This is a genomic window from Streptococcus mitis, assembly GCF_023109235.1.
GTDB lineage: Bacteria > Bacillota > Bacilli > Lactobacillales > Streptococcaceae > Streptococcus > Streptococcus mitis_DA.
Window position 1 is genome coordinate 111,310 of sequence record NZ_JALDUC010000005.1, and the last position, 25,731, is coordinate 137,040.

At 38.3% G+C, this 25,731-nt stretch carries 21 protein-coding genes and 1 pseudogene; 20 read left to right on the forward strand and 2 right to left on the reverse strand.

From position 1 onward, the window contains the following. The 9 genes and pseudogenes from M1F55_RS04505 to M1F55_RS04545 all read left to right on the forward strand — a co-directional run. Positions 1 to 642: pseudogene (locus M1F55_RS04505) on the forward strand (hypothetical protein); the annotation flags it as partial. Between the two features lie 160 nt (positions 643 to 802). After that, positions 803 to 1,459: a response regulator transcription factor gene (vncR, locus tag M1F55_RS04510; RefSeq protein ID WP_247947362.1), complete on the forward strand. Its 657-nt coding sequence runs from the start codon at positions 803 to 805 to the stop codon at positions 1,457 to 1,459. Then, the gene (vncS, locus tag M1F55_RS04515) at positions 1,456 to 2,784 is read left to right on the forward strand and encodes a sensor histidine kinase (RefSeq protein WP_247947363.1); all 1,329 of its coding nucleotides are present in this window, start codon (positions 1,456 to 1,458) and stop codon (positions 2,782 to 2,784) included. The genes vncR and vncS overlap by 4 nt, the downstream gene beginning before the upstream one ends. A 140-nt stretch (positions 2,785 to 2,924) precedes the next feature. Continuing rightward, positions 2,925 to 3,806 (forward strand): class II fructose-bisphosphate aldolase, encoded by an 882-nt coding sequence (locus M1F55_RS04520; RefSeq protein WP_004255734.1) that lies wholly within the window; start codon positions 2,925 to 2,927, stop codon positions 3,804 to 3,806. A 283-nt stretch (positions 3,807 to 4,089) separates the two neighbouring features. After that, positions 4,090 to 5,082, forward strand: coding sequence for an ABC transporter ATP-binding protein (locus tag M1F55_RS04525; RefSeq protein ID WP_247947364.1), 993 nt, complete (start codon positions 4,090 to 4,092; stop codon positions 5,080 to 5,082). Between the two features lies 1 nt (position 5,083). Further along, positions 5,084 to 5,902 carry an ABC transporter permease gene (locus tag M1F55_RS04530; RefSeq protein WP_049516036.1) on the forward strand — a complete coding sequence of 273 codons (819 nt, stop codon included), beginning with the start codon at positions 5,084 to 5,086 and terminating at the stop codon, positions 5,900 to 5,902. 1 nt (position 5,903) lies between these two features. Further along, on the forward strand, positions 5,904 to 6,689 hold the full coding sequence (locus tag M1F55_RS04535; RefSeq protein WP_049516037.1) for an ABC transporter permease: 786 nt from the start codon (positions 5,904 to 5,906) through the stop codon (positions 6,687 to 6,689). Between the two features lie 750 nt (positions 6,690 to 7,439). Next, entirely contained in the window at positions 7,440 to 14,009 is a 6,570-nt protein-coding gene (locus M1F55_RS04540; protein ID WP_247947365.1) for a S8 family serine peptidase, read from the forward strand. A gap of 483 nt (positions 14,010 to 14,492) precedes the next feature. Continuing rightward, positions 14,493 to 14,801: a hypothetical protein gene (locus tag M1F55_RS04545; protein ID WP_084928671.1), complete on the forward strand. Its 309-nt coding sequence runs from the start codon at positions 14,493 to 14,495 to the stop codon at positions 14,799 to 14,801. Positions 14,802 to 15,042: 241 nt separating this feature from the next. On the opposite strand, the gene M1F55_RS04550 is transcribed toward M1F55_RS04545, so the two are convergent. Then, on the reverse strand, positions 15,043 to 15,402 hold the full coding sequence (locus M1F55_RS04550) for a DUF3397 family protein (RefSeq protein ID WP_247947366.1): 360 nt from the start codon (positions 15,400 to 15,402) through the stop codon (positions 15,043 to 15,045). Positions 15,403 to 15,493: 91 nt separating this feature from the next. On the opposite strand from M1F55_RS04550, the gene mnmL reads away from it, so the two are divergent. The 5 genes from mnmL (at position 15,494) to M1F55_RS04575 (ending at position 20,307) form a co-directional block, all read left to right on the forward strand. Beyond that, positions 15,494 to 16,450 (forward strand): tRNA modification radical SAM protein MnmL/YtqA, encoded by a 957-nt coding sequence (gene mnmL / locus M1F55_RS04555; protein WP_247947367.1) that lies wholly within the window; start codon positions 15,494 to 15,496, stop codon positions 16,448 to 16,450. Next, on the forward strand, positions 16,434 to 16,991 hold the full coding sequence (mnmM, locus tag M1F55_RS04560) for a tRNA 5-(aminomethyl)-2-thiouridylate-methyltransferase MnmM (RefSeq protein ID WP_247947368.1): 558 nt from the start codon (positions 16,434 to 16,436) through the stop codon (positions 16,989 to 16,991). Before mnmL ends, mnmM begins: the two co-directional genes overlap by 17 nt. Further along, complete coding sequence (locus M1F55_RS04565; RefSeq protein ID WP_004255753.1) at positions 16,984 to 17,238, forward strand: hypothetical protein; 255 nt, start codon at positions 16,984 to 16,986, stop codon at positions 17,236 to 17,238. The genes mnmM and M1F55_RS04565 overlap by 8 nt, the downstream gene beginning before the upstream one ends. An 11-nt stretch (positions 17,239 to 17,249) precedes the next feature. Beyond that, positions 17,250 to 19,304, forward strand: coding sequence for a cation:proton antiporter (locus M1F55_RS04570; RefSeq protein WP_247947369.1), 2,055 nt, complete (start codon positions 17,250 to 17,252; stop codon positions 19,302 to 19,304). A 142-nt stretch (positions 19,305 to 19,446) separates the two neighbouring features. Then, on the forward strand, positions 19,447 to 20,307 hold the full coding sequence (locus M1F55_RS04575) for a YihY/virulence factor BrkB family protein (protein ID WP_247947370.1): 861 nt from the start codon (positions 19,447 to 19,449) through the stop codon (positions 20,305 to 20,307). 80 nt (positions 20,308 to 20,387) lie between these two features. On the opposite strand, the gene queA is transcribed toward M1F55_RS04575, so the two are convergent. Further along, positions 20,388 to 21,416 (reverse strand): tRNA preQ1(34) S-adenosylmethionine ribosyltransferase-isomerase QueA, encoded by a 1,029-nt coding sequence (queA, locus tag M1F55_RS04580; protein WP_247947371.1) that lies wholly within the window; start codon positions 21,414 to 21,416, stop codon positions 20,388 to 20,390. Between the two features lie 150 nt (positions 21,417 to 21,566). Between queA and M1F55_RS04585 the strand changes: the two genes are divergently transcribed. The 6 genes from M1F55_RS04585 to M1F55_RS04610 all read left to right on the forward strand — a co-directional run bounded on the left by M1F55_RS04585 (position 21,567) and on the right by M1F55_RS04610 (position 25,394). Beyond that, positions 21,567 to 22,274 carry a glucosamine-6-phosphate deaminase gene (locus tag M1F55_RS04585; protein WP_049516047.1) on the forward strand — a complete coding sequence of 236 codons (708 nt, stop codon included), beginning with the start codon at positions 21,567 to 21,569 and terminating at the stop codon, positions 22,272 to 22,274. A gap of 151 nt (positions 22,275 to 22,425) precedes the next feature. After that, positions 22,426 to 22,602, forward strand: a complete 177-nt coding sequence (gene rpsU, locus M1F55_RS04590; RefSeq protein ID WP_000048054.1) for a 30S ribosomal protein S21 — start codon at positions 22,426 to 22,428, stop codon at positions 22,600 to 22,602. Between the two features lie 283 nt (positions 22,603 to 22,885). Further along, entirely contained in the window at positions 22,886 to 23,824 is a 939-nt protein-coding gene (gene hprK / locus M1F55_RS04595) for an HPr(Ser) kinase/phosphatase (protein ID WP_247947372.1), read from the forward strand. Further along, the gene (lgt, locus tag M1F55_RS04600) at positions 23,817 to 24,605 is read left to right on the forward strand and encodes a prolipoprotein diacylglyceryl transferase (protein ID WP_004258516.1); all 789 of its coding nucleotides are present in this window, start codon (positions 23,817 to 23,819) and stop codon (positions 24,603 to 24,605) included. Before hprK ends, lgt begins: the two co-directional genes overlap by 8 nt. Next, positions 24,606 to 24,989 carry a DUF948 domain-containing protein gene (locus M1F55_RS04605; RefSeq protein ID WP_000895040.1) on the forward strand — a complete coding sequence of 128 codons (384 nt, stop codon included), beginning with the start codon at positions 24,606 to 24,608 and terminating at the stop codon, positions 24,987 to 24,989. A 15-nt stretch (positions 24,990 to 25,004) separates the two neighbouring features. After that, positions 25,005 to 25,394: a YtxH domain-containing protein gene (locus M1F55_RS04610; protein WP_061864225.1), complete on the forward strand. Its 390-nt coding sequence runs from the start codon at positions 25,005 to 25,007 to the stop codon at positions 25,392 to 25,394. Positions 25,395 to 25,731: the final 337 nt, after the last annotated feature.

Genomic DNA, 25,731 nt, shown 5'->3' on the forward strand with positions numbered 1-25,731 from the left:
CGCGCTAGCAGAAATCGTAGAAGTCTAGAACATCCAGCTTCTCAAAAGGTCAAAGTAAATGTATTTTATAACTTTGATAAAATGAAAGATATTGCAGGTTTCCTAGGAGATATCAATGGAACTTCTCTTGAAATCGCGGAAGGTTTATCAAATGAACAGGTGAAAGCAGCAGTCAAGAGCCAAGTTGATGCTAAGAAAGAGGAATTACGTAAACGTGGTTATATCGTTAAAGAAGACTATCTCTATAAAAATAATGGAAAAGATTATAACTACGTTGTCACATTCACTAAGGAGACTACAGGAACTTCAGGTTTCAGAATGGCTCCAGCAGTTCAACCACGCGCTAGTAGAAATCGTAGAAGTCTAGAACAGCCATCTCCTCATAAGGTCAAAGTCAATGTTTTTTATAACTTTGATCAAATGAAAGATATTGCAGGTTTCCTAGGAGATATCAATGGAACTTCTCTTGAAATTGCGGAAGGTTTATCAAATGAACAGGTGAAAGAAGCTGTCAAGAGCCAAGTTGAAGCTAAGAAAGAAGAGTTGAGCAAACGCGGCTACACTTTCAAAGAGGACTATGTATATCAAGCTAATGGGAAAGATTATAACTACGTTGTAACATTTTCAAAAGCAACTAAATAATGTTCATTCCATAGGGAGTGAAATGTGAGCAGAGAGAGCAATAGGCTCTCTTTGTTTTATCTAGTAGCAAGTTTCTTAAAGACAAAAGGCCAATAAGAGATTATAATAAATAGAGTAGGTATTTATTCTAAGAAAAATAAAAAAAGAGAGCAGTTAAAGTATGAAAATTTTAATTGTAGAAGATGAAGAGATGATCCGTGAGGGGGTCAGTGACTATTTGACGGATTGTGGCTATGAAACTATTGAGGCGGCGGACGGTCAAGAAGCCTTAGAGCAATTTTCCAGCTATGAAGTAGCCTTGGTTTTACTGGATATACAGATGCCTAAGCTCAATGGTCTGGAAGTCCTAGCTGAGATACGCAAAACCAGTCAGATTCCTGTATTGATGTTGACAGCTTTTCAGGATGAGGAATACAAGATGAGTGCCTTTGCTTCGCTCGCAGATGGCTATCTGGAAAAACCTTTTTCTCTGTCCCTCTTAAAAGTGAGGGTAGACGCGATTTTCAAGCGCTATTATGATATGGGACGAATCTTCTCCTACAAGGATGCCAAGGTGGACTTTGAGAGCTACAGTGCAAGCCTAGCAGGTCAAGAAGTGGCTATCAATGCCAAAGAGTTGGAAATTCTGGACTATCTGGTGAAAAATGAAGGACGGGCCTTGACTCGATCTCAGATAATCGATGCCGTCTGGAAAGCGACAGATGAGGTTCCCTTTGACCGTGTCATTGATGTTTATATCAAGGAACTGCGGAAAAAGCTAGACTTGGACTGTATCCTCACTGTGCGCAATGTTGGTTATAAATTGGAGCGAAAATGAAACGAACAGGTTTATTTACAAAGATATTTATCTATACCTTCTCGATTTTTAGTGTTCTGGTTATTTGCCTTCATTTAGCTATTTATTTTCTTTTTCCCTCGACTTATCTGAGCCATCGTCAGGAAACCATCGGCCAGAAAGCGACAGCCATTGCCCAGTCCTTAGAAGGGAAAGACAGGCAGAGTATCGAGCAAGTGTTAGAGCTGTATTCCCAGACTAGTGATATCAAGGGGGCCGTTAAGGGAGAGATGACTGAGGATAAGTTAGAAGTCAAGGACAGTTTTCCTCTGGATACAGACCGCCAGACAACCTCTCTCTTTATCGAGGAGCGGGAGGTGACAACGCAAGACGGTGGCATCATGACTCTCCAGTTTCTAGCTTCCATGGATTTGCAAAAGGAAGCGGAGCAAATCAGTCTCCAATTTCTCCCCTACACCTTGCTGGCATCCTTTCTGATTTCCCTTTTGGTTGCCTACATCTATGCTCGGACCATTGTTGCACCGATTTTGGAAATCAAGCGAGTAACCCGTCGGATGATGGAACTGGATGCCCATGTGCGATTGCGCGTGGATTCTAAGGATGAGATTGGTGATCTCAAGGAACAAATCAATAGCCTCTATCAGCACCTCTTGACTGTCATTGCGGACTTGCATGACAAGAATGAAGCTATTCTCCAGCTCGAAAAGATGAAGGTCGAATTCCTACGAGGGGCTTCTCATGAATTGAAAACACCGCTTGCTAGTCTCAAAATCTTGATTGAAAATATGAAGGAAAATATTGGTCGTTATAAGGATAGAGATCACTATCTGGGAGTTGCCTTGGGGATTGTGGATGAGCTCAATCATCACGTTCTCCAGATACTTTCTCTTTCTTCGGTCCAGGAATTACGAGATGATAGGGAACAAATTGACCTACTTCAGATGACACAAAGTCTGGTTAAGGATTATGTCTTGCTAGCTAAGGAAAGAGAACTCCAGATAGACAATAGTTTGACCCATCAGCAGGCCTATCTAAATCCATCGGTGATGAAATTGATTTTATCTAACCTCATCAGCAATGCTATCAAGCACTCTGTTCCAGGTGGCTTAGTTCGCATTGGCGAAAGAGAAGGGGAACTTTTTATCGAGAATAGCTGTAGTCCTGAAGAACAAGAAAGACTGGCTCAGTCTTTTTCTGACAATGCTAGTCGCAAGGCTAAGGGGTCGGGGATGGGGCTCTTTGTTGTTAAAAGTTTATTAGAACATGAAAAATTACCTTACCGGTTCGAAATGCAAGAGAACCGCTTAACCTTCTTCATAGCTTTTCCAAAAGTTGCCCAAGACTAGGCAGAGAAAGGGTTTACATAGATGAAGCTAGAAGAAATTCAATCGAAACTGCGGGAAAAACTAGATTTTTTTGTCAAAAAGTGATAAAATGAACAATGTAAATGGGATGACCCATAAAAATATACAGGAGGCCTGATAAAATGGCAATCGTTTCAGCAGAAAAATTTGTCCAAGCAGCTCGTGACAACGGTTATGCAGTTGGTGGATTTAACACAAACAACCTTGAGTGGACTCAAGCTATCTTGCGCGCAGCAGAAGCTAAAAAAGCTCCAGTTTTGATCCAAACTTCAATGGGTGCTGCTAAATACATGGGTGGTTACAAAGTTGCTCGCAACTTGATCGCTAACCTTGTTGAATCAATGGGTATCACTGTACCAGTAGCTATCCACCTTGACCACGGTCACTACGAAGATGCACTTGAGTGTATCCGAGTTGGTTATACTTCAGTTATGTTTGATGGTTCACACCTTCCAGTTGAAGAAAACCTTGACAAAGCTCGTAAAGTTGTAGAATTTGCTCATGCAAATGGTGTATCAGTAGAAGCTGAAGTTGGTACTATCGGTGGTGAAGAAGACGGAATCATCGGTGATGGTGAATTGGCTCCAATCGAAGACGCTAAAGCAATGGTTGAAACAGGTATCGACTTCTTGGCAGCTGGTATCGGTAACATCCACGGTCCTTACCCAGAAAACTGGAAAGGTCTTCACCTTGATCACTTGCAAAAATTGACTGAAGCTGTTCCAGGATTCCCAATCGTATTGCATGGTGGTTCAGGTATTCCTGATGAGCAAATCCAAGAAGCTATCAAACTTGGTGTTGCGAAAGTTAACGTTAACACAGAATGCCAAATCGCATTCGCTAACGCAACTCGTAAATTTGCTCGTGACTACGAAGCAAACGAAGCAGAATACGACAAGAAAAAACTCTTCGACCCACGTAAATTCTTGGCTGACGGTGTAAAAGCTATCCAAGCATCAGTTGAAGAACGTATCGACGTATTCGGTTCAGAAGGTAAAGCTTAATCTAGCTGAACAATACAGATAAAACCTGCCCATTGGGTGGGTTTTTTGGCGTTTTAAGGAAACAATAAAACCATAATTTTTGATTAAAAGTATTATTTTAAGAGAAAAATTTTCAATTCCATAAACTTTAGGCAAACGCTTGCATTCTGGTTTTTATTGGACTATAATAGGTTGGTATAAAACCTTCTGTAGTAATAAAATGTAGAAGGTGTAGAAAGTAAGGATTTAGAATGTTTGTAGTCAAAAACACAATGTTGCTATTCCTTGCGCTAGGGAGAGATTTATGGCAATGATAGAAGTGGAACATCTTCATAAAAATTTTGTGAAGACAGTAAAAGAACCGGGGTTAAAGGGGGCTTTGCGCTCCTTTATTCATCCTGAAAAGCAGACCTTTGAAGCGGTCAAGGATTTGACCTTTGAGGTTCCAAAAGGACAAATTTTAGGCTTTATTGGGGCCAATGGTGCTGGGAAGTCGACAACCATTAAAATGCTGACAGGGATTTTAAAACCGACATCTGGTTTTTGTCGGATTAATGGCAAGATTCCCCAGGACAATCGCCAAGATTATGTCAAGGATATTGGAGTTGTCTTTGGACAACGTACCCAGCTATGGTGGGATTTGGCTCTGCAAGAGACCTACACGGTGTTAAAAGAGATTTACGATGTGCCGGATTCGCTCTTCCACAAGCGCATGGATTTTTTAAATGAAGTCTTGGATTTGAAGGACTTTATCAAGGATCCCGTGCGGACTCTTTCACTAGGGCAGCGCATGCGGGCGGATATTGCGGCTTCCTTGCTTCACAATCCCAAGGTTCTCTTTTTAGATGAGCCGACCATTGGTTTGGACGTTTCGGTCAAGGATAACATTCGTCGAGCTATTACCCAAATCAATCAAGAGGAAGAGACAACCATTCTCTTGACCACTCACGACCTGAGCGACATTGAGCAGCTCTGTGATCGAATTTTTATGATTGACAAGGGGCAGGAGATTTTTGATGGAACGGTGAGTCAGCTCAAGGAGACCTTTGGCAAGATGAAGACTCTATCCTTTGAATTGGTGCCAGGGCAAAGTCATCTCGCTTCTCACTATGAAGGCTTGCCTGATATGACCGTTGATAGACAAGGAAATAGTCTCAATATTGAATTTGATAGTTCCCGCTACCAGTCGGCGGACATTATCAAGCAAACCCTGTCTGATTTTGACATCCGAGATTTGAAGATGGTGGATACGGATATCGAGGACATTATCCGTCGCTTCTACCGAAAGGAGCTCTAAGATGGTCAAATTGTTGAGACGTTATAAACCCTTTATCAATGCAGGGATTCAGGAGTTGATTACCTATCGAGTCAATTTTCTTCTCTATCGGATTGGTGATGTGATGGGAGCATTTGTGGCTTTCTATCTCTGGAAGGCAGTCTTTGATTCCTCGCAGGAGTCCTTGATTCAGGGCTTCAGCATGGCAGATATCACCCTTTACATCATCATGAGTTTTGTGACTAATCTGTTGACCAAGTCAGATTCGTCTTTTATGATTGGGGAGGAGGTAAAGGATGGCTCTATCATCATGCGTTTGTTGCGACCAGTGCATTTTGCGGCCTCTTATCTCTTCACTGAACTTGGTTCCAAGTGGTTGATTTTTATATCTGTTGGACTGCCATTTTTAAGTGTCATTGTTTTGATGAAAGTCTTATCGGGGCAAGGTATTGTAGAAGTGCTGGGCTTAACTGTTCTATATCTTTTTAGCTTAACGCTAGCCTACCTGATTAACTTTTTCTTTAATATCTGCTTTGGATTTTCTGCCTTTGTGTTTAAAAATCTATGGGGTTCCAATCTACTAAAGACTTCCATAGTGGCCTTTATGTCTGGGAGTTTAATTCCCTTGGCTTTCTTTCCCAAGGTGGTATCAGATATTTTGTCCTTTCTGCCTTTTTCATCCTTGATTTATACTCCGGTTATGATTATTGTTGGGAAATACGATGCTAGTCAGATTCTTCAGGCACTCGCTTTGCAGTTTTTCTGGCTCTTAGTGATGGTGGGGGTGTCTCAGTTGATTTGGAAACGAGTCCAGTCCTTTATTACCATTCAGGGAGGTTAGTATGAAAAAATATCAACGCATGCATCTGATTTTTATCAGACAATACATCAAACAAATCATGGAATACAAGGTGGATTTTGTGGTTGGTGTGCTGGGAGTTTTTCTAACTCAAGGCTTGAACCTCTTATTTCTCAATGTCATTTTTCAACATATTCCATCCCTAGAAGGTTGGACTTTTCAAGAAATCGCCTTTATCTATGGCTTTTCCTTGATTCCTAAGGGGTTGGACCATCTCTTTTTTGATAATCTCTGGGCGCTAGGGCAACGCTTGGTGAGAAAAGGTGAGTTTGACAAGTATCTGACTCGTCCTATCAATCCCCTCTTTCACATCCTAGTTGAAACCTTTCAGATTGATGCCTTAGGCGAACTTTTGGTTGGTGGTATCCTACTGGGAACAACAGTGACTAGCATTGCTTGGACTCTTCCCAAATTCCTGCTTTTTCTAGTTTGTATTCCTTTTGCGACCTTGATTTATACTTCCTTGAAAATCGCGACAGCTAGTATCGCTTTTTGGACCAAGCAGTCAGGTGCCATGATTTACATTTTTTATATGTTTAATGACTTTGCCAAGTATCCGATTTCTATTTACAATTCGCTTCTTCGATGGTTAATCAGTTTTATTGTACCTTTTGCCTTTACGGCCTACTATCCTGCCAGCTATTTCTTGCAGGACAAGGATGTAATCTTTAACGTCGGAGGTTTGATGTTGATTTCCCTTGTTTTCTTTGTCATTTCCCTTAAACTTTGGGATAGGGGCTTGGATGCCTACGAAAGTGCAGGTTCTTAAGTTGAATACTATCAAAGCCTTGTCTCAGGACAGGCTTTTTTTAATAGAGATGAAAATTTCTTGACACCTATTCTTAGAGTGCTATACTGTAAGTGTAATAGCCGATTTAGCTCATACTCTTCGAAAATCTCTTCAAACCACGTCAGCTTCCATCTGCAACCTCAAAACAGTGTTTTGAGCTGACTTCGTCAGTTCTATCTACAACCTAAAAGCAGTGCTTTTAGCAACCTGCGGCTAGCTTCCTAGTTTGTTTTTTGATTTTCATTGAGTATTAGTTGCTAGAGCAAGACACTCATAAAGCCTAGGTTATAGGTAGATAAACGACTGAAGATTTGAAAAATTAGATATGTAGAAAAATAACCGTTAAGCCAAGTTCTTAGCGGTTTTTTATATTATTTAATAGCGCTGATATTTCATCAATGATGTTTGACTTTGTGATTTTGGTAGTGGTTCAACTTGATTCCTACTATTTTTGATTATGTGAATGTGCTTATAATGTATCCCAGTTAACTACGAATTTTTTTGACTTAACCTTATTTTTAATACCTATTAAAAAATAAATTAATGCATGTTAATTTTTCTTGACTTAAATTTTTTTAATTGATATACTATTTTCAGAGAGTTAACAATTATATATAAATGCACTACTCTATGTCCTAGATAATACTTAGTAAAACTTTTTATAACAAAGGCTAGCAAAGTTAAAGTTTTCTATCTATTGGAAGTTAAATAAATATGTAAGGAATTAAAATGAAAAAAAGTACAGTATTGTCATTAACCACAGCTGCAGTTATTTTAGCAGCATATGTCCCTAATGAGGTAGTTTTAGCAGACACATCTAGCTCTGAAGATGCTTTAAATATCTCTGATAAAGAAAAAGTAGTAGTAGATAAGGAAACAGAGAATAAAGAGAAACATGAAGATATTCATAATGCTATAGAAACTTCAAAGGATACTGAAGATAAGAAAACAACAGTTATTGAGGAAAAAGAAGTTGTTAGTAAAGAATCTGTGATAGATAATAAAGCTAACAACGAAAAAGCAACAAGCAAAAAAGAAGATTCCAATCAATCTCAAGGAGATAATGCAGACTCGTCTGCAAGTAAAGCCCCAGAAAGTCCCAAAAAAGAGGATAAACTTGTCTATATTGCTGAATTTAAAGATAAAGAATCTGGAGAAAAAGCAATCAAGGAATTATCCAATCTTAAGGATACAAAAGTTTTATATACTTATGATACAGTTTTTAATGGTGTTGCAATAGAAACAACTCCAGATAATCTGGACAAAATTAAACTAATAGAAGGTATCTCATCGGTTGAACGATCACAAAAAGTCCAGCCAATGATGAATCATGCCAGAAAGGAAATTGGAGTTGAAGAGGCTATAGATTACCTAAAATCTATCAATGCTCCATTTGGGAAAAACTTTGATGGTCGGGGTATGGTCATTTCAAACATCGATACTGGGACAGATTATAGGCATAAGGCTATGAGAATCGATGATGATGCCAAAGACTCAATGAGATTTAAAAAAGAAGACTTAAAAGGTACTGATAAAAATTTCTGGTTGAGTGATAAAATCCCTCATGCTTTCAATTATTATAATGGTGGTAAAATCACTGTAGAAAAAGCTGATGATGGAAGCGATTATTTTGATCCACATGGAATGCATATTGCAGGGATTCTTGCGGGAAATGATACTGAAAAAGATATTAAAAACTTTAACGGAATAGATGGAATTGCTCCTAATGCACAGATCTTCTCTTATAAAATGTACTCTGACGCAGGATCTGGCTTCGCAGGAGATGAAACAATGTTTCATGCGATTGAAGATTCGATCAAACACAATGTCGATGTTGTTTCGGTATCATCTGGCTTTACAGGAACAGGTCTTGTAGGTGAGAAATATTGGGAAGCTATTAGAGCGTTAAGAAAAGCAGGCATTCCAATGGTTGTAGCTACGGGTAACTATGCGACTTCTGCTTCAAGTTCTTCATGGGATTTAGTGGCAAATAATAATCTGAAAATGACCGACACTGGAAATGTAACACGAACTGCAGCACATGAAGATGCGATAGCAGTCGCATCTGCTAAAAATCAAACAGTTGAGTTTGATAAAGTTAACATAGGTGGAGAAAATTTTAAATACAGAAATATAGGGGCCTTTTTCGATAAGAATAAAATCACAACAAATGAAGATGGATCAAAAGCTCCTGATAAATTGAAATTTGTATATATAGGCAAGGGTCAAGACCAAGATTTGATAGGATTGGATCTTAGAGGCAAAATTGCAGTAATGGATCGAATTTATACCAAGGATTTAAAAAATTCTTTTAAAAGAGCTACGGATAAGGGCGCACGTGGCATTATGGTTGTAAATACTGTAAATTACTACAATAGAGATAATTGGACAGAGCTCCCAGCTATGGGATATGAGGAGGATGAAGGAACTACTAGTCAAGTATTTTCAATTTCAGGAGATGATGGTGTAAAGCTATGGAACATGATTAACCCTGATAAAAAAACTGAGATTAAAAGGAATAATAAAGAAGATTTTAAAGATAAATTGGAGCAATACTATCCAATTGATATGGCAAGCTATAATTCTAATAAACCGAATGTAGGTGACGAAAAAGAGATTGACTTTAAGTTTGCACCTGACACAGACAAAGAATTGTATAAAGAAGATATCATAGTTCCAGCAGGATCCACATCTTGGGGACCGAGAACAGATTTGCTTTTAAAGCCTGATGTCTCAGCACCAGGTAAAAATATTAAATCTACTCTCAATGTCATTAATGGGAAATCAACTTATGGTTATATGTCAGGGACTAGTATGGCAACTCCAATCGTGGCAGCTTCTACTGTTTTGATTAGACCAAAGTTAAAGGAAATGCTTGAAAGACCTGCCTTGAAAAATCTTAAGGGAGATGACAAAATAGACCTTACAAGTCTTACAAAAATTGCCCTACAAAATACTGCACGGCCTATGATGGACGCAACGTCTTGGAAAGAAAAAAGTCAATACTTTGCATCACCTAGACAACAGGGAGCAGGGCTAATTAATGTGGCCAATGCTTTGAGAAATGAGGTTGTAGCTACTTTTAAAAACACGGATTCTAAAGGTTTGGTAAACTCTTATGGTTCTGTTTCTCTTAAAGAAATAAAAGGAGATAAAAAATACTTTACAATTAAGCTTCACAATACATCAAACAGACCTTTAACCTTTAAAGTTTCAGCATCAGCGATAACTACAGATTCTCTAACTGATAGACTAAAACTGGATGAAACATACAAAGATGAAAAATCTCCAGATGGTAAGCAAATTGTTCCAGAAATCCACCCAGAAAAAATCAAAGGAGCAAATATCACATTTGAGCATGACACTTTCACTATAGGCCCAAATTCTAGCTTTGATTTAAATGCGGTTATAAACGTTGGAGAGGCTAAAAACAAAAATAAATTTGTAGAATCATTTATTCATTTTGAGTCAGTGGAAGAAATGGAAGCTCTAAACTCCAATGGTAAGAAAACAAATTTCCAACCTTCTTTATCGATGCCTTTAATGGGATTTGCTGGGGATTGGAATAAGGAACCAATCCTTGATAAATGGGCCTGGGAAGAAGGTTCAAAATCAAAAACAATGGAAGGTTATGATGATGATGGTAAACCAAAAATTCCAGGAACTTTAAATAAGGGAATTGGTGGAGAGCATGGTATAGATAAATTTAATCCAGCAGGAGTTATACAAAATAGAAAAGATAAAAATACAACATCTCTAGATCAAAATCCAGAATTATTTGCTTTCAATAACGAAGGGATCAACGCACCATCATCAAGTGGTTCTAATATTGCTAAAATTTATCCCTTAGATTCAAATGGAAATCCTCAAGATGCTCAACTTGAGAGAGGATTAACACCTTCTCCACTTGTATTAAGAAGTGCAGAAGAAGGATTGATTTCAATAGTAAATACAAATAAAGAGGGAGAAAATCAAAGAGACTTAAAAGTCATTTCGAGAGAACACTTTATTAAAGGAATTTTAAACTCTAAGAGAAATGATGCAAAGGGAATCAAATCTTCTAAACTAAAAGTTTGGGGTGACTTGAAGTGGGATGGACTCATCTATAACCCTAGAGGTAGAGAAGAAAATGCACCAGAGAGTAAGGATAACCAAGATCCTGCTACTAAGATAAGAGGTCAATTTGAACCGATTGCGGAAGGTCAATATTTCTATAAATTTAAATATAGATTAACTAAAGATTATCCATGGCAAGTTTCCTATATTCCTGTAAAAATTGATAACACAGCCCCTAAGATTGTTTCGGTTGATTTTTCAAATCCTGAAAAAATTAAGTTGATTACAAAGGATACTTATCATAAGGTAAAAGATCAGTATAAGAATGAAACGCTATTTGCGAGAGATCAAAAAGAACATCCTGAAAAATTTGACGAGATTGCAAATGAAGTTTGGTATGCTGGTGCCGCTCTGGTTAATGAAGATGGAGAGGTTGAGAAAAATCTTGAAGTAACTTATGCAGGTGAGGGTCAAGGAAGAAATAGGAAACTAGACAAAGACGGAAATACCATTTATGAAATTAATGGCGCAGGAGATTTAAGAGGAAAAATCATTGAAGTCATTGCATTAGATGGCTCTAGCAATTTCACAAAGATTCATAGAATTAAATTTGCTGATCATGCTGATGAAAAGGGGATGATTTCCTATTATCTAGTAGATCCTGATCAGGATTCATCTAAATACCAAAAACTTGGAGAGATTTCCGAATCTAAATTTAAAAATTTAGAAAATAGAAAAGAGGATAGTCTTAAAAAAGATACAACTGAAGTAGAACATCATCAAGAAAATGAAGAATCTATCGAAGAAAAATCTAGCTTGACTATTCATAAAACGATTTCAACAATTAGAGAGTTTGAAAGTAAAGACTTAAAGAAACTCATTAAAAAGAAATTTAGAGAAGTTGATGACTTTACAAGTGAAACTGGTAAGAGAACAGAGGAATACGATTATAAATACGATGATAAGGGAAATATCATTGCTTATGACGATGGTAGCGCCTTAGAATATGAAACTGAAAAACTTGACGAAATCAAATCAAAAATTTATGGTGTTCTAAGCCCGTCTAAAGATGGACACTTTGAAATTCTTGGAAAGATAAGTAATGTTTCTAAAAATGCCAAGGTATATTATGGTAATAAATATAAATCGATAGAAATCAAAACGACCAAGTATGATTCCCACTCAAAAACGATGACATTTGATTTATACGCTAATATTAATGATATTGTGGATGGATTAGCTTTTGCAGGAGATATGAGATTCTTTGTTAAAGATGATGATCAGATAAAAGCTGAAACTAAAATTAGAATGCCTGAAAAAAATAAGGAAACTAAAACAGAATATCCCTATGCATCAAGTTATGGGAATGTAATAGAATTAGGAGAAGGAGATCTTTCAAAAAACAAACCAAACAATTTAACGGACATGGAATCTGGTAAAATCTATTCTGATTCAGAAAAACAACAATATCTGTTAAAAGACAACATCATTCTAAGAAAAGGCTATGCACTAAAAGTGACTACCTATAATCCTGGAAAAACGGATATGTTAGAAGGAAATGGAGTCTATAGCAAGGAAGATATAGCAAAAATACAAAAGACCAATCCTAATCTAAGAGTCCTTTCAGAAAAAATAATTTATGCTGATAGTAGAAATGTTGAAGATGGAAGAAGTACTCAAGCTGTATTAATGTCGGCTTTGGACGGCTTTAACATTGTAAGATATCAAGTGTTTACCTTTAAAATGAACGATAAAGGGGAGGCAATCGATAAAGATGGAAATCTTGTAACAGATCCTTCTAAACTGGTATTATTTGGTAAGGATGGTAAAGAGTACACTGGAGAGGATAAGTCCAATGTAGAGGCTATAAAAGAAGATGGCTCTACGTTATTTATTGATGCAAAACCAGTAAACCTTTCAATGGACAAGAACTACTTTAATCCATCTAAATATAATAAAATTTATGTACGAAATCCAGAATTCTATTTAAGAGGTAAGATTTCTGATAAGGGTGGTTTCAACTGGGAGTTGCGAGTTAATGAATCGGTTGTAGATAATTATTTAATCTACGGAGATTTACACATTGATAACACTAGAGATTTTAACATTAAGCTTAATGTTAAAGACGGTGACATCATGGACTGGGGAATGAAAGACTATAAAGCAAACGGATTCCCAGATAAGGTAACAGATATGGATGGAAATGTTTATCTTAAAACTGGCTATAGCGATTTGAATGCGAAAGCGGTTGGAGTACACTATCAATTTTTATATGATAATGTTAAACCAGAAGTAAACATTGATCCTAAGGGAAATACTAGTATTGAATATGCTGACGGAAAATCTGTAGTCTTTAACATCAATGATAAAAGAAATAATGGATTCGATGGTGAGATTCAAGACAAACATATTTATGTAAATGGAAAAGAATATAAATCATTTGATGATATTAAACAACTAACAGATAAGACACTAAACATTAAGATTGTTGTAAAAGATTTTGCAAGAAATACAACCGTAAAAGAATTCATTTTAAACAAAGATACGGGAGAGGTGAGCGAATTAAAACCTCATACGGTGACTGTGACCATTCAAAATGGAAAAGAAATGAGTTCAACGATAGTGTCGGAAGAAGATTTCATTTTACCTGTCTATGAGGGTGAATTAGAAAAAGGATATCAATTTGATGGCTGGGAAATTTCTGGTGTCGAAGGGAAAAAAGATGCTGGTTATGTTATTAATCTATCAAAAGATACCCTTATAAAACCTGTATTCAAGAAAATAGAGGAGAAAAAGGAAGAGGAAAATAAACCTACTTTTGATGTATCCAAAAAGAAAGATAAGGTGCAAGCAAATCATAATCAATTAGATGAAAGTCACAGAAAAGAGGATTTACAAAGAGAAAATCATTCACACAAATCTGATTCAACTAAAGATGTTAAAACTACAGTTCCTGTACAAGTAAATTATAGTCAATTAGATGAAAGTCAAAGATCTGATTCAACTAAGGATGTTACAGCTACAGTTCCTGATAAAAATGATAAAAACTTTGAAAATAAGAAGGAAGTTTATCTTAATGAACCAGAGAACATAGATAATAAACATACCAATATTGATAGTAAATCAACTACTAACAATGATAGGTTACCAAAAACCGGAACAGTTAACGAAGGCTTTACGTCATTGGTTGCCGGAATAATGTTTACTGTAGGTGCATTTCTTGGATTGAAGAAAAAAGATTAAGATGAAGACAAAAGCTATAGATGAAAAAATGGTTTATGTACTGAGATAGCATGATGATGAAACCGTTTTGTGAAAATAGCTATTTATAACTCAATTATTTAGTTTACTTTACTATTGATACTCTTTTTGGATTTATTAATGGACTTAGTTTTGACAACTAATGAATTGATTGAAAGGGTTAGTATTGACAATATTGGTCACATTGATTAGAAAATAGAGTCTATCAAAATTTAAAGGCTAATAGAGGTGATGAGACAATTTCAAGGAATTAAGTAGCGTTTGGTTGCTTAATTCCTTTTTATTTGTTTTACCTGATTCCTTATTTTATCGCTATTATTCAACCACTTAGACCGATATAGAGACCAGATAGGCAAAAGAACTTGTTCTTGAAACTGACCTCTGCTATAATGATTTGTATAAAGGACGTGAGGGGGGCAGTATTAGACAACTCAAGTTCCTAAAAACGAAATTGGAGATAAAGAAATGAAAAAATTATTGGGGATTGTATTTTTAGTAGCAGCAGCGACAGTAGTGTATTTTGGTTCTGTTGGCTGGCCAAGTTTGGACATTAACCTTTGGTCATTGATTCCGGTAGGCTTGTTCCTATTTTTCACTCTAGAGAATCTTTTGAAAAAGGATTACAAGGCTAGTCTGATGTGTTTCATTATTGCCTTTATCATCGCAAATGCAATTTTGGACCTGTTGCCAATTTCAAGTGGCTTGGTGATTGGAGCAGGTGTGCTAGCTTGTGTAGGTATTGGTTATCTCTTTCCTGATAAAGAAGGAAAATAATACTCTTCGAAAATATCTTTAAACCACATCAGATTCCATCTGAAACCTCAAAACAGTGTTTTGAGCTGACTTCGTCAGTTCTATCTACAACCTAAAAGCAGTGCTTTTAGCAACCTGCGGCTAGCTTCCTAGTTTGCTTTTTAATTTTCATTGAGTATAATAATTATTAAAAAAATATAAAGAAAAAAACACTTCAATCACTGTATTTCAGCTTGATTGAGGTGTTTTCGATTTCATTTTTTTATTTCTGAGTCATCAATTCAATAATCATTTCTATATACATGACAAGGGTTAATAAGAATCCTGCACGCCAGAAGAATTTGATGAATTTAGGATAGTAAAAGCTACGTTTTTTCAGAAGGAAGAAAAAAACGAGAATAATGGCTAGGAGTGAGAGGGCTAGGCCTAGTCTAGGGAGGAAATTATGGGTAAAGGTTTTAGCTGTGATTAGGTAGTACTCAAATACCAAGACTGGAAAAGCCAAATCCGCAAAGTTTCGTCCTAGTTTTTTTAATCTAAAAAGTTTGGTTATGATAATGCAGACTACTAAGGTCAGTATCAATAATAAAATAGATGCTAATTTCATTAAAATCATATCCATATTGTATCATAAAAAGTCGCTAAAGGAAATGAGAAACAGAGGAATTTATAGGAAAGTCAGGCTTTTGAGATTGTGGGTGTTTTTTGTTATAATGAAAGTTATGAAATCTTATAATACCTTGAATGATTATTATCGGAAACTCTTTGGAGAAAAGACTTTTAAAGTCCCTATTGATGCGGGGTTTGACTGTCCCAATCGTGATGGGACTGTGGCTCATGGAGGCTGTACTTTTTGTACGGTTTCAGGTTCTGGAGATGCTATCGTAGCACCGGACGCGCCTATTCGTGAGCAATTTTATAAGGAAATTGACTTTATGCACCGTAAGTGGCCGGATGTTCAAAAGTATCTGGTTTATTTTCAAAATTTTACCAACACCCATGAAAAGGTGGAAGTCATCCGAGAGCGCTATGAGCAGGCTATCAATGAGCCAGGTGTAGTAGGAATCAATATCGGAACGCGCCCAGATTGTTTACCAGACGAAACTATCGAATATTTGGCTGAGTTGTCGGAACGCATGCATGTGACAGTTGAATTGGGCTTGCAGACCACTTATGAAGCAACCTCTGATCTGATTAACCGTGCCCATTCCTATGAGTTGTACGTGGAAACGGTCAAGCGTTTGAGAAAGTATCCCAAGATTGAGATTGTTTCCCATCTGATCAATGGACTTCCTGGTGAAACCCATGAGATGATGATTGAAAATGTCCGCCGCTGTGTTACGGACAATGATATTCAAGGGATTAAACTGCACTTGCTCCATCTTATGACAAATACTCGTATGCAACGAGATTACCACGAAGGACGTTTGCAGTTGATGAGTCAGGACGAATATGTCAAGGTTATCTGCGACCAATTGGAAATCATTCCCAAGCATATTGTCATCCATCGAATCACAGGAGATGCACCTAGAGATATGCTGATTGGTCCTATGTGGAGCCTCAATAAATGGGAAGTGCTAAATGCTATTGAAACTGAAATGCGACGTCGTGGAAGCGTTCAAGGATGTAAGGCTGTAAAACAGGAGTTTGAAAATGAAAAGACCACTTGAGATGGCACATGATTTTTTAGCTGAGGTAGTGACAAAAGAGGATATCGTAGTGGATGCGACTATGGGAAATGGTCATGACACGCTTTTTTTAGCCAAGCTAGCTAAGCAAGTCTATGCCTTTGATATTCAGGAGCAAGCCTTGGAAAAGACGCAAGAGCGTTTGAACCAAGCTGGCCTGACAAATGCCCAGTTAATCTTACAAGGCCATGAGACACTGGACCAGTTTGTGACAGAAGTCAAGGCAGGGATTTTTAATCTGGGTTATCTGCCGTCAGCTGATAAGTCCGTCATCACCCAACCTCAGACTACCATTGAAGCCTTAGAAAAGCTGTGTCGTTTGCTGGTCAAAGGGGGACGGATTGCTATCATGATTTACTATGGTCATGAGGGAGGATATATTGAGCGAGATGCTGTCTTGAATTTTGTTAGCCAGTTGAACCAACAAGAGTACACAGCTGCCATTTACCGAACTTTAAACCAAGTCAACAACCCACCGTTTTTAGTGATGATTGAAAAATTAGAGAGATATAGACATGGATAAACAATACCTACGTGAAAAGCTGGATGCCATGCGCCAGAATTTTGTTGAATCAACCCAACACGAACGAGCGGTGGGTGTGTTAGACCAAGCACACATGAGCAAAAAAATGCTTAAAATCAAGAAAAAATTAGTTGCTCTTGAGATGGAACGGTGCCAGAGAAAAATTGAGCACAAAGACTGTTCCAAGATTGACCAAAAAATCAAAGAGCAGAAGGAGATATTTGAATCCTGTTGTAAAAAAGATTAAGGAGGACGTGCGTGGAATTACTGATTTACCTTATCCTATTTTTACTGGTCTTGATTGTCTCAAGTACAACCAATAAGCTCCTGCCCTTTTTGCCTCTCCCTTTGGTGCAGATTCTTTTGGGAATCGTGATTGGTCTTTTTTTACCCAATACCGACTTTCACCTCAATACGGAGTTGTTTTTGGCACTGGTTATCGGGCCCTTGCTTTTCCGAGAGTCGGAGGAAGCAGATATTACGGCTATTTTAAAACACTGGCGAATCATTGTTTATCTCATATTTCCAGTGATTTTCATCTCGACCCTGAGTTTGGGTGGCTTGTCCCATCTTCTTTGGCTCAGTCTTCCCTTGGCGGCTTGCTTGGCTGTTGGGGCGGCACTTGGCCCTACGGACTTGGTAGCCTTTGCCTCTCTTTCGGAGCGGTTTAGCTTTCCTAAGCGCGTGTCCAATATCCTTAAAGGTGAAGGACTCTTGAATGACGCATCTGGTTTGGTGGCCTTTCAGGTAGCTTTGACAGCTTGGACAACTGGAGCCTTTTCTCTTGGACAAGCGAGTAGTTCGCTCATCTTTTCAATCCTAGGCGGTTTTTTGATTGGATTTTTAACAGCCATGACCAACCGTTTCCTCCATAGTTTCTTACTTAGTGTACGAGCAACGGATATTGCCAGCGAACTTTTATTAGAATTGAGTTTACCTCTGGTAACCTTCTTCCTGGCAGAAGAAGTCCACGTTTCAGGGATTATTGCCGTTGTAGTTGCTGGGATTTTAAAGGCAAGTCGTTTTAAGAAAATTACGCTCCTTGAAGCCCAAGTGGATACGGTGACCGAGACGGTTTGGCATACAGTGAATTTTATGCTGAACGGTTCTGTCTTTGTGATTTTAGGGATGGAGTTGGAAATGATAGCAGAGCCTATCTTGACCAATCCAATCAATAATCCCTTACTGTTATTGGTATCTCTTATAGTCCTTACCTTTGTCCTCTTTGCTATTCGTTTTGTCATGATTTATGGCTATTATGCCTATAGGACTAGACGTCTCAAGAAAAAGCTAAATAAGTATATGAAGGACATGCTTCTTTTGACCTTCTCAGGTGTCAAGGGAACGGTGTCGATTGCTACGATCCTTCTGATACCAAGTAATCTAGAGCAGGAATATCCAATCTTACTTTTCCTTGTCGCAGGGGTGACGCTTGTCAGTTTTTTAACAGGTCTCTTGGTCCTGCCTCATCTTTCTGATGAACAGGAAGAAAGCAAGGACTATCTCATGCATATTGGCATTTTGAATGAAGTGACGCTAGAGTTGGAAAAAGAGTTGGAAGACACCAAAAATAAACTTCCCCTCTATGCGGCTATTGACAATTACCATGGACGTATTGAAAATCTCATCCTGAATCAAGAAAATAAAGGGGCTCAAGAAGACTGGGAGGCCTTGAAACTTCTTATCCTCAGTATTGAAAGTGATGGTTTAGAGCAGGCTTACGAAGAGGACAAGATGAGTGAGCGTGCCTATCGAGTCTACCAACGTTATTTGAAAAACATGGAACAAAGTATCAATCGCAAGTTTGCTTCACGATTGACCTATTACTTCCTTGTCTCCTTGCGGATTTTACGTTTTCTCCTTCATGAAGTCTTTACCTTTGGCAAGACCTTCCGCAGTTGGAAAAATGAAGAATCACAGAAACTCAGAGCCCTTGACTATGATCAAATTGCAGAGCTTTATCTAGAAAATACAGAGATGATTATCGAAAGTTTGGAGAACCTAAAAGGGGTTTATAAGAGCTCTTTAATCAGCTTCATGCAGGATTCTCGTCTCCGTGAAACAGCTATTATCACTAGTGGTGCCTTTGTCGAACGGGTTATCAATCGCGTTAAGCCCAACAATATCGATGAAATGCTGAGAGGCTATTATCTGGAGCGTAAATTGATTTTCGAATATGAAGAAAAACGATTGATTACGACCAAGTATGCCAAGAAGTTACGACAAAATGTGAATAACTTAGAGAACTATTCTCTGAAAGAAGCTGCCAATACCCTGCCTTATGATATGGTGGAATTGGTAAGAAGAAATTAGTTAATACTCTTCGAAAATCAAATTCAAACCACGTCAGCTCTATCTGCAACCTCAAAACAGTGTTTTGAGCAACCTGCGGCTAGCTTCTTAGTTTGCTCTTTGATTTTCATTGAGTATAAGATTATAAGTGAAGGAGTGTGACATGAAAAAGTGGTGGAAAGAGCTGATAGATAAGCCCTTATTAAAAGCTTTTTTGCATTATTATCAAGCATCAGATAGTGAGTTGACCAGTGTCGCAGTAGCCTACTATTGGTTGATTTCGATTTTCCCCCTGCTTTTGGTGGTGGTTAATATCCTCCCTTATTTTCAGATTCCAGTTTCTAATTTTTTAAAGGTTGTCAATGAATTTTTGCCCGATACCATGTATGATGTGGTCGCAAAGATTATCACAGAAGTGCTGACCCAACCGTCAACAGGCTTATTGAGTTTTGCGGTTTTATCAGCCCTCTGGACCTTTTCAAAATCCATGAATTTCCTACAGAAAGCCTTTAATAAAGCTTACGGAGTAGCTAAAAATCGTGGGATGATTTCTCATCAACTCATGAGTTTGTTTGTCAGTTTTGGTCTGCAGATTCTCTTTGCCTTAGCTCTTTTTCTGAGTGTCTTTGGTCGCATGCTTCTCAACCTTATCAAAAGTTACTGGAAATCAGATAGTCCTCTCTTTGATTATCTGCAAGACCTAACAGGCCCCTTGGTCTATGCCTTGATTTTTGCAATCTTGGTCATGCTCTACTATTTCCTGCCCAATGTTAAGATCCGACAGTTTCGACATGTTTTGCCGGGTAGTGCCTTTGTCTTGTTGACTCTGGCCTTACTGCTCAATATCTTTTCAGTCTATGTCAACAATTATGTCAATCACCTAGTGGACGTCCGTTTTTTCAGTTCCGTCGTCGTGGTGGTCATGATGTTCTGGTTTATTCTCATTGCTAAGATTTTAATTGTTGGCGCGGTTATCAATGCCAGTGTTCAGAGTTTGAAAGATCCGGCCTTTAGAATAAATTAACTCATTTTTTATCCATTACAAAACGCATATTATCAGGCTTTATAAAACCTTGATAATATGCGCTTTTTTGATTGTGAAAATTAGTAGATAAACATGGCATCGCCAAAACTAAAGAAGCGGTAGTGTTCTTGAATGGCATGGTGGTAGGCATCTAAGATTAATTCACGGCCTGCAAAGGCGGAAACCAACATGACCAGAGTTGATTTTGGCAGGTGGAAGTTGGTTGAGAAGGCATCCACGACCTTCCATTCATAGCCGGGTTTGATAAAGATATTGGTCCAGCCAGAGTCTGCCTGGATTTGCCCATTAAACTTGGAACCGATGGTTTCCAGTGTGCGAATAGAAGTGGTTCCTACAGCGATGACACGGCCTCCATTTTCCTTAACAGAGCGAAGGGTGGCAGCAGCTTCCTCAGAAAGTTGGTAGAATTCTGAGTGCATTTCGTGTTCGTCCAGATTGTCCACAGAGACAGGTCTAAAGGTTCCGAGCCCGACATGAAGAGTCAGATAGACCAGATGAACTCCTTTAGATTGGATTTCTGCCAGCAGTTCTTTGGTAAAGTGTAGTCCAGCAGTCGGTGCCGCAGCAGAGCCACTTTCTTTAGCGTAGACCGTTTGATAGCGTTCACGGTCATCCAGTTTTTCGTGGATATAAGGTGGCAGAGGCATTTCTCCTAGACTTTCCAAAACTTCTAGGAAAATTCCTTGGTATTCAAAGCGGACAATGCGGCCCCCGTGGGTCAATTCTTCTGTAATGATAGCGCTGAGGCGACCATCACCAAAGCTAACTCGAGTGCCAACCTTGAGGCGTTTGGCAGGTTTAGCCAGAACTTCCCACTCATCTCCACTAGTATTTTTGAGCAGGAGAAGTTCCACATGGCCTCCTGTTTCTTCCTTTTGACCATAGAGGCGGGCAGGTAGAACTCGGGTGTCGTTCATGACAAGGGCATCACCAGGTTCCAGCATATCAATAATAGAGTGGAAGTGTTTATCCTGCATTTCTCCCGTCTCACGGTTGACGATGAGGAGTTTAGAGGCGTCCCGTTTTTCAAGAGGCGTTTGGGCAATCAATTCCTCAGGCAAGTGGAAATCAAAATCAGCTGTATTCATATATCTGTTCATTCTTTCTAAGTTCTAATCTTATCCATTATAACATGTTTCAAGTTTGGACGCTCTTTTTTTGAAAATTAAATCGTTTTCACTTGACAAAAATTGGTCTATACCATATAATAAATATAGATTGAGACGGAGGATAAAAAGATGAAAGTTATTAAAGTTGAAAACCAAATCGAAGGTGGAAAAGTTGCTTTTGAGATTTTGAAGGAAAAATTGGCCAATGGAGCTCAAACACTAGGACTTGCGACAGGAAGTAGCCCACTTGAATTTTACAAGGAAATTGTTGAGAGTGACCTTGATTTTTCAAATCTAACCAGTGTCAACCTTGATGAGTATGTAGGGCTTGATGGAGACAATCCACAGTCTTACCGTTACTTCATGCAAGAAAACTTGTTTAACCAAAAACCATTTAAAGAAAGTTTCTTGCCTCGTGGGGTTAAGGACAATGCTGAAGCTGAAGTTGAACGCTACAACCAAATTTTGGCTGACCATCCAGTTGACCTCCAAATCTTGGGAATCGGTCGCAATGGACATATCGGATTTAATGAACCTGGTACTCCATTTGACAGTCAAACGCATCTGGTAGAGCTTGACCAGTCTACTATTGAAGCCAATGCGCGCTTTTTTGACAAGATTGAAGACGTTCCAACTCAAGCCATTTCAATGGGAATTAAAAACATCTTGGATGCCAAGTCAATTATTCTCTTTGCTTATGGTGAGTCGAAAGCAGAAGCCATTGCCGGAACAGTGTCTGGCCCAGTGACTGAGAATCTCCCAGCAAGTAGCCTCCAAAATCACCCTGATGTGACGATCATCGCAGATGCTGAAGCGCTTAGCTTGTTAGAAAAATAAAAAACGAAACCCTTCAGTTTCTTCTATCTGAGTGCTTTAAACTCTTGTATAAATGGAAGAAAAAATCAAAATTAAACCGGATTTTTTCTTGACAATTATTCCTTTTACGTGTAAAATAGAATAGATCTTGAACTTGAAGGGAGTGAAAAAAATGTCTAAAACAGTAGTACGTAAGAATGAATCTCTTGACGACGCACTTCGTCGTTTCAAACGTGCGGTTACTAAAGCTGGTACTCTTCAAGAAACACGCAAACGTGAATTCTATGAAAAACCTTCTGTAAAACGTAAACGTAAATCAGAAGCAGCTCGTAAACGTAAAAAATTCTAATTAGAAATGAAAGGCTGGAGAAATCTAGTCTTTTTTCTTTTAATACTCTTCGAAAATCAAATTCAAACCATGTCAACGTCGCCTTGCCGTAGATATGGTTACTGACTTCGTCAGTTTTATCTACAACCTCAAAACGGTGTTTTGAGCAACCTGCGGCTAGTTTCCTAGTTTGCTCTTTGATTTTCATTGAGTATAAATAAATACTTCAAAGCCTGCAAAAATCTGAAACTTCTAAGGACAATTTGATATAATAGTAAAAAGAACTCGATTGAAGGAGGAAATGATGTCGGTTTTAGTAAAAGAAGTGATTGAAAAGCTTAGACTAGACATTGTCTATGGCGAACCAGAATTACTTGAAAAGGAAATTAATACCGCGGACATTACGCGACCTGGTCTTGAAATGACGGGCTATTTTGACTATTATACGCCTGAGCGGATTCAACTTTTGGGAATGAAGGAGTGGTCCTATCTCGTTTCGATGTCCTCTCACAACCGTTACCAAGTCTTGAAAAAAATGTTTCTACCTGAGACACCTGCGGTTATTGTTGCTCGTGGTTTGGTGGTTCCTGAGGAGATGCTAAAGGCAGCTAGAGAATGTAAGATTGCTATTTTAACTAGCCGTACGGCGACCAGTCGATTGTCTGGAGAGTTATCTAGCTATTTGGATTCTCGTTTGGCAGAACGTACCAGTGTGCACGGTGTCTTGATGGATATCTATGGTATGGGTGTCTTGATTCAGGGTGATAGTGGAATTGGTAAAAGTGAGACAGGTCTAGAGCTTGTCAAACGTGGTCACCGCTTGGTAGCTGATGATCGCGTAGACATCTTTGCCAAGGACGAGATTACCCTTTGGGGTGAACCGGCTGAAATCTTGAGACACCTGATTGAAATTCGTGGGGTTGGGATTATCGATGTTATGAGCCTCTACGGTGCGAGTGCCGTCAAGGATTCTTCACAAGTCCAGTTGGCTGTTTATTTGGAAAATTACGATACACATAAAACTTTTGATCGTCTTGGAAACAATGCAGAGGAACTTAAAATTTCTGGCGTATCTATTCCTCGTATTCGTATTCCAGTTAAAACAGGTCGTAATATTTCTGTTGTGATTGAGGCTGCTGCCATGAATTATCGTGCCAAGGAAATGGGCTTTGATGCGACGCGTTTGTTCGAAGAACGCTTGACCAATCTCATTGCTCAAAACGAGGAGGTGCCTAATGTTTGATCCAATTGCGATTCATCTAGGCCCTCTAGCCATTCGATGGTATGCCTTGTGTATTGTAACAGGCTTGATTCTTGCGGTTTATTTGACCATGAAAGAAGCACCTAGAAAGAAGATCATACCAGACGATATTTTAGATTTTATCTTGATAGCCTTTCCTCTGGCTATTTTAGGAGCTCGTCTCTATTATGTTATTTTCCGTTTTGATTACTATAGTCAGAACTTGGGAGAAATTTTTGCCATTTGGAATGGTGGTTTGGCTATTTACGGTGGTTTGATAACTGGGGCTATTGTACTCTATATCTTTGCTGATCGTAAACTCATCAATACTTGGGATTTCCTAGATATTGCGGCGCCTAGCGTCATGATTGCCCAAAGTTTGGGTCGCTGGGGCAATTTCTTTAACCAAGAAGCCTATGGTGCAGCAGTGGATAATCTGGATTATCTACCTGGCTTTATTCGTGACCAGATGTATATTGAGGGGAGCTACCGTCAACCGACCTTCCTTTATGAGTCTCTATGGAATCTACTTGGATTTACTTTAATTTTGATATTCAGACGAAAATGGAAGAGCCTTAGACGAGGTCATATCACTGCCTTTTACTTGATTTGGTATGGTTTCGGTCGTATGGTCATCGAAGGTATGCGGACAGATAGTCTCATGTTCTTTGGTCTTCGAGTGTCTCAATGGCTATCAGTTGTCCTTATCGGTCTTGGTATTTTTATCATTCTATATCAAAATCGAAAGAAGGCCCCTTACTATATTTCAGAGGAGGAAAACTAAATGTTAGAAGTTGCATATATTCTTGTAGCCCTTGCTTTGATTGTATTTTTAGTGTATTTAATCATTACTGTACAAAAGCTTGGACGTGTTATTGATGAAACAGAGAAGACGATTAAAACCTTGACTTCAGATGTGGATGTGACCTTGCATCATACCAATGAATTGCTGGCTAAGGTCAATGTCTTGGCAGATGATATTAATGTCAAGGTAGCAACGATTGATCCACTCTTTAGTGCTGTTGCAGATTTATCTCTATCTGTTTCCGACCTCAATGACCATGCGCGTGTCTTGAGCAAGAAAGCTTCATCAGCTGGATCAAAAACACTCAAGACTGGTGCAAGTCTGTCAGCTCTTCGTCTTGCAAGTAAATTTTTCAAAAAATAAAAAAGGAGAATTCTTATGGGTAAACTATCCTCAATCCTTTTAGGAACCGTTTCAGGTGCAGCTCTTGCCTTGTTTTTAACAAGCGACAAGGGCAAACAAGTTTGCAGTCAGGCTCAAGATTTTCTGGATGATTTGAGAGAAGATCCTGAGTATGCCAAGGAGAAGGTCTGTGAAAAACTGACAGAAGTCAAGGAGCAGGCTACAGATTTTGTTCTTAAAACCAAAGAACAGGTTGAGTCAGGTGAAATCACTGTGGACAGCGTACTTGCTCAAGCCAAATCATGTGCTCGTCAAGCGACAGAAGCATCAAAAGATCGATTCAATAATCTCAAGGAGCAATGGCAAGAAAAGGCCGAAACTCTTGATGAATCAGAAGAGATTGTTATTGACATAACAGAAGAATAAAATCAATAGTAACTATTCTAAGTCCTATAAACTCTCTAGTGAATTTTACCTCTATAGAGTTTATAGGCTTTTTAATGTAGATAAAACGTTGATGAAAAGAAATTAATCTACTTTTTCTATGAATGAATAAATTTGTTTTTCTAACACAAAATTGTAATAGTTACCATATTATGATTAAATATGTAATCGTTCTCGAATTTTAAATATTTTAACTATATATGTTTGATTAAATATGTTCAATGTAGTATAATTAGCTGTGATAGCTGTGATAGCTGTGATAGCTGTGATAGCTGTGATAGCTGTGATAGCTGTGATAGCTGTGATAGCTGTGATAGCT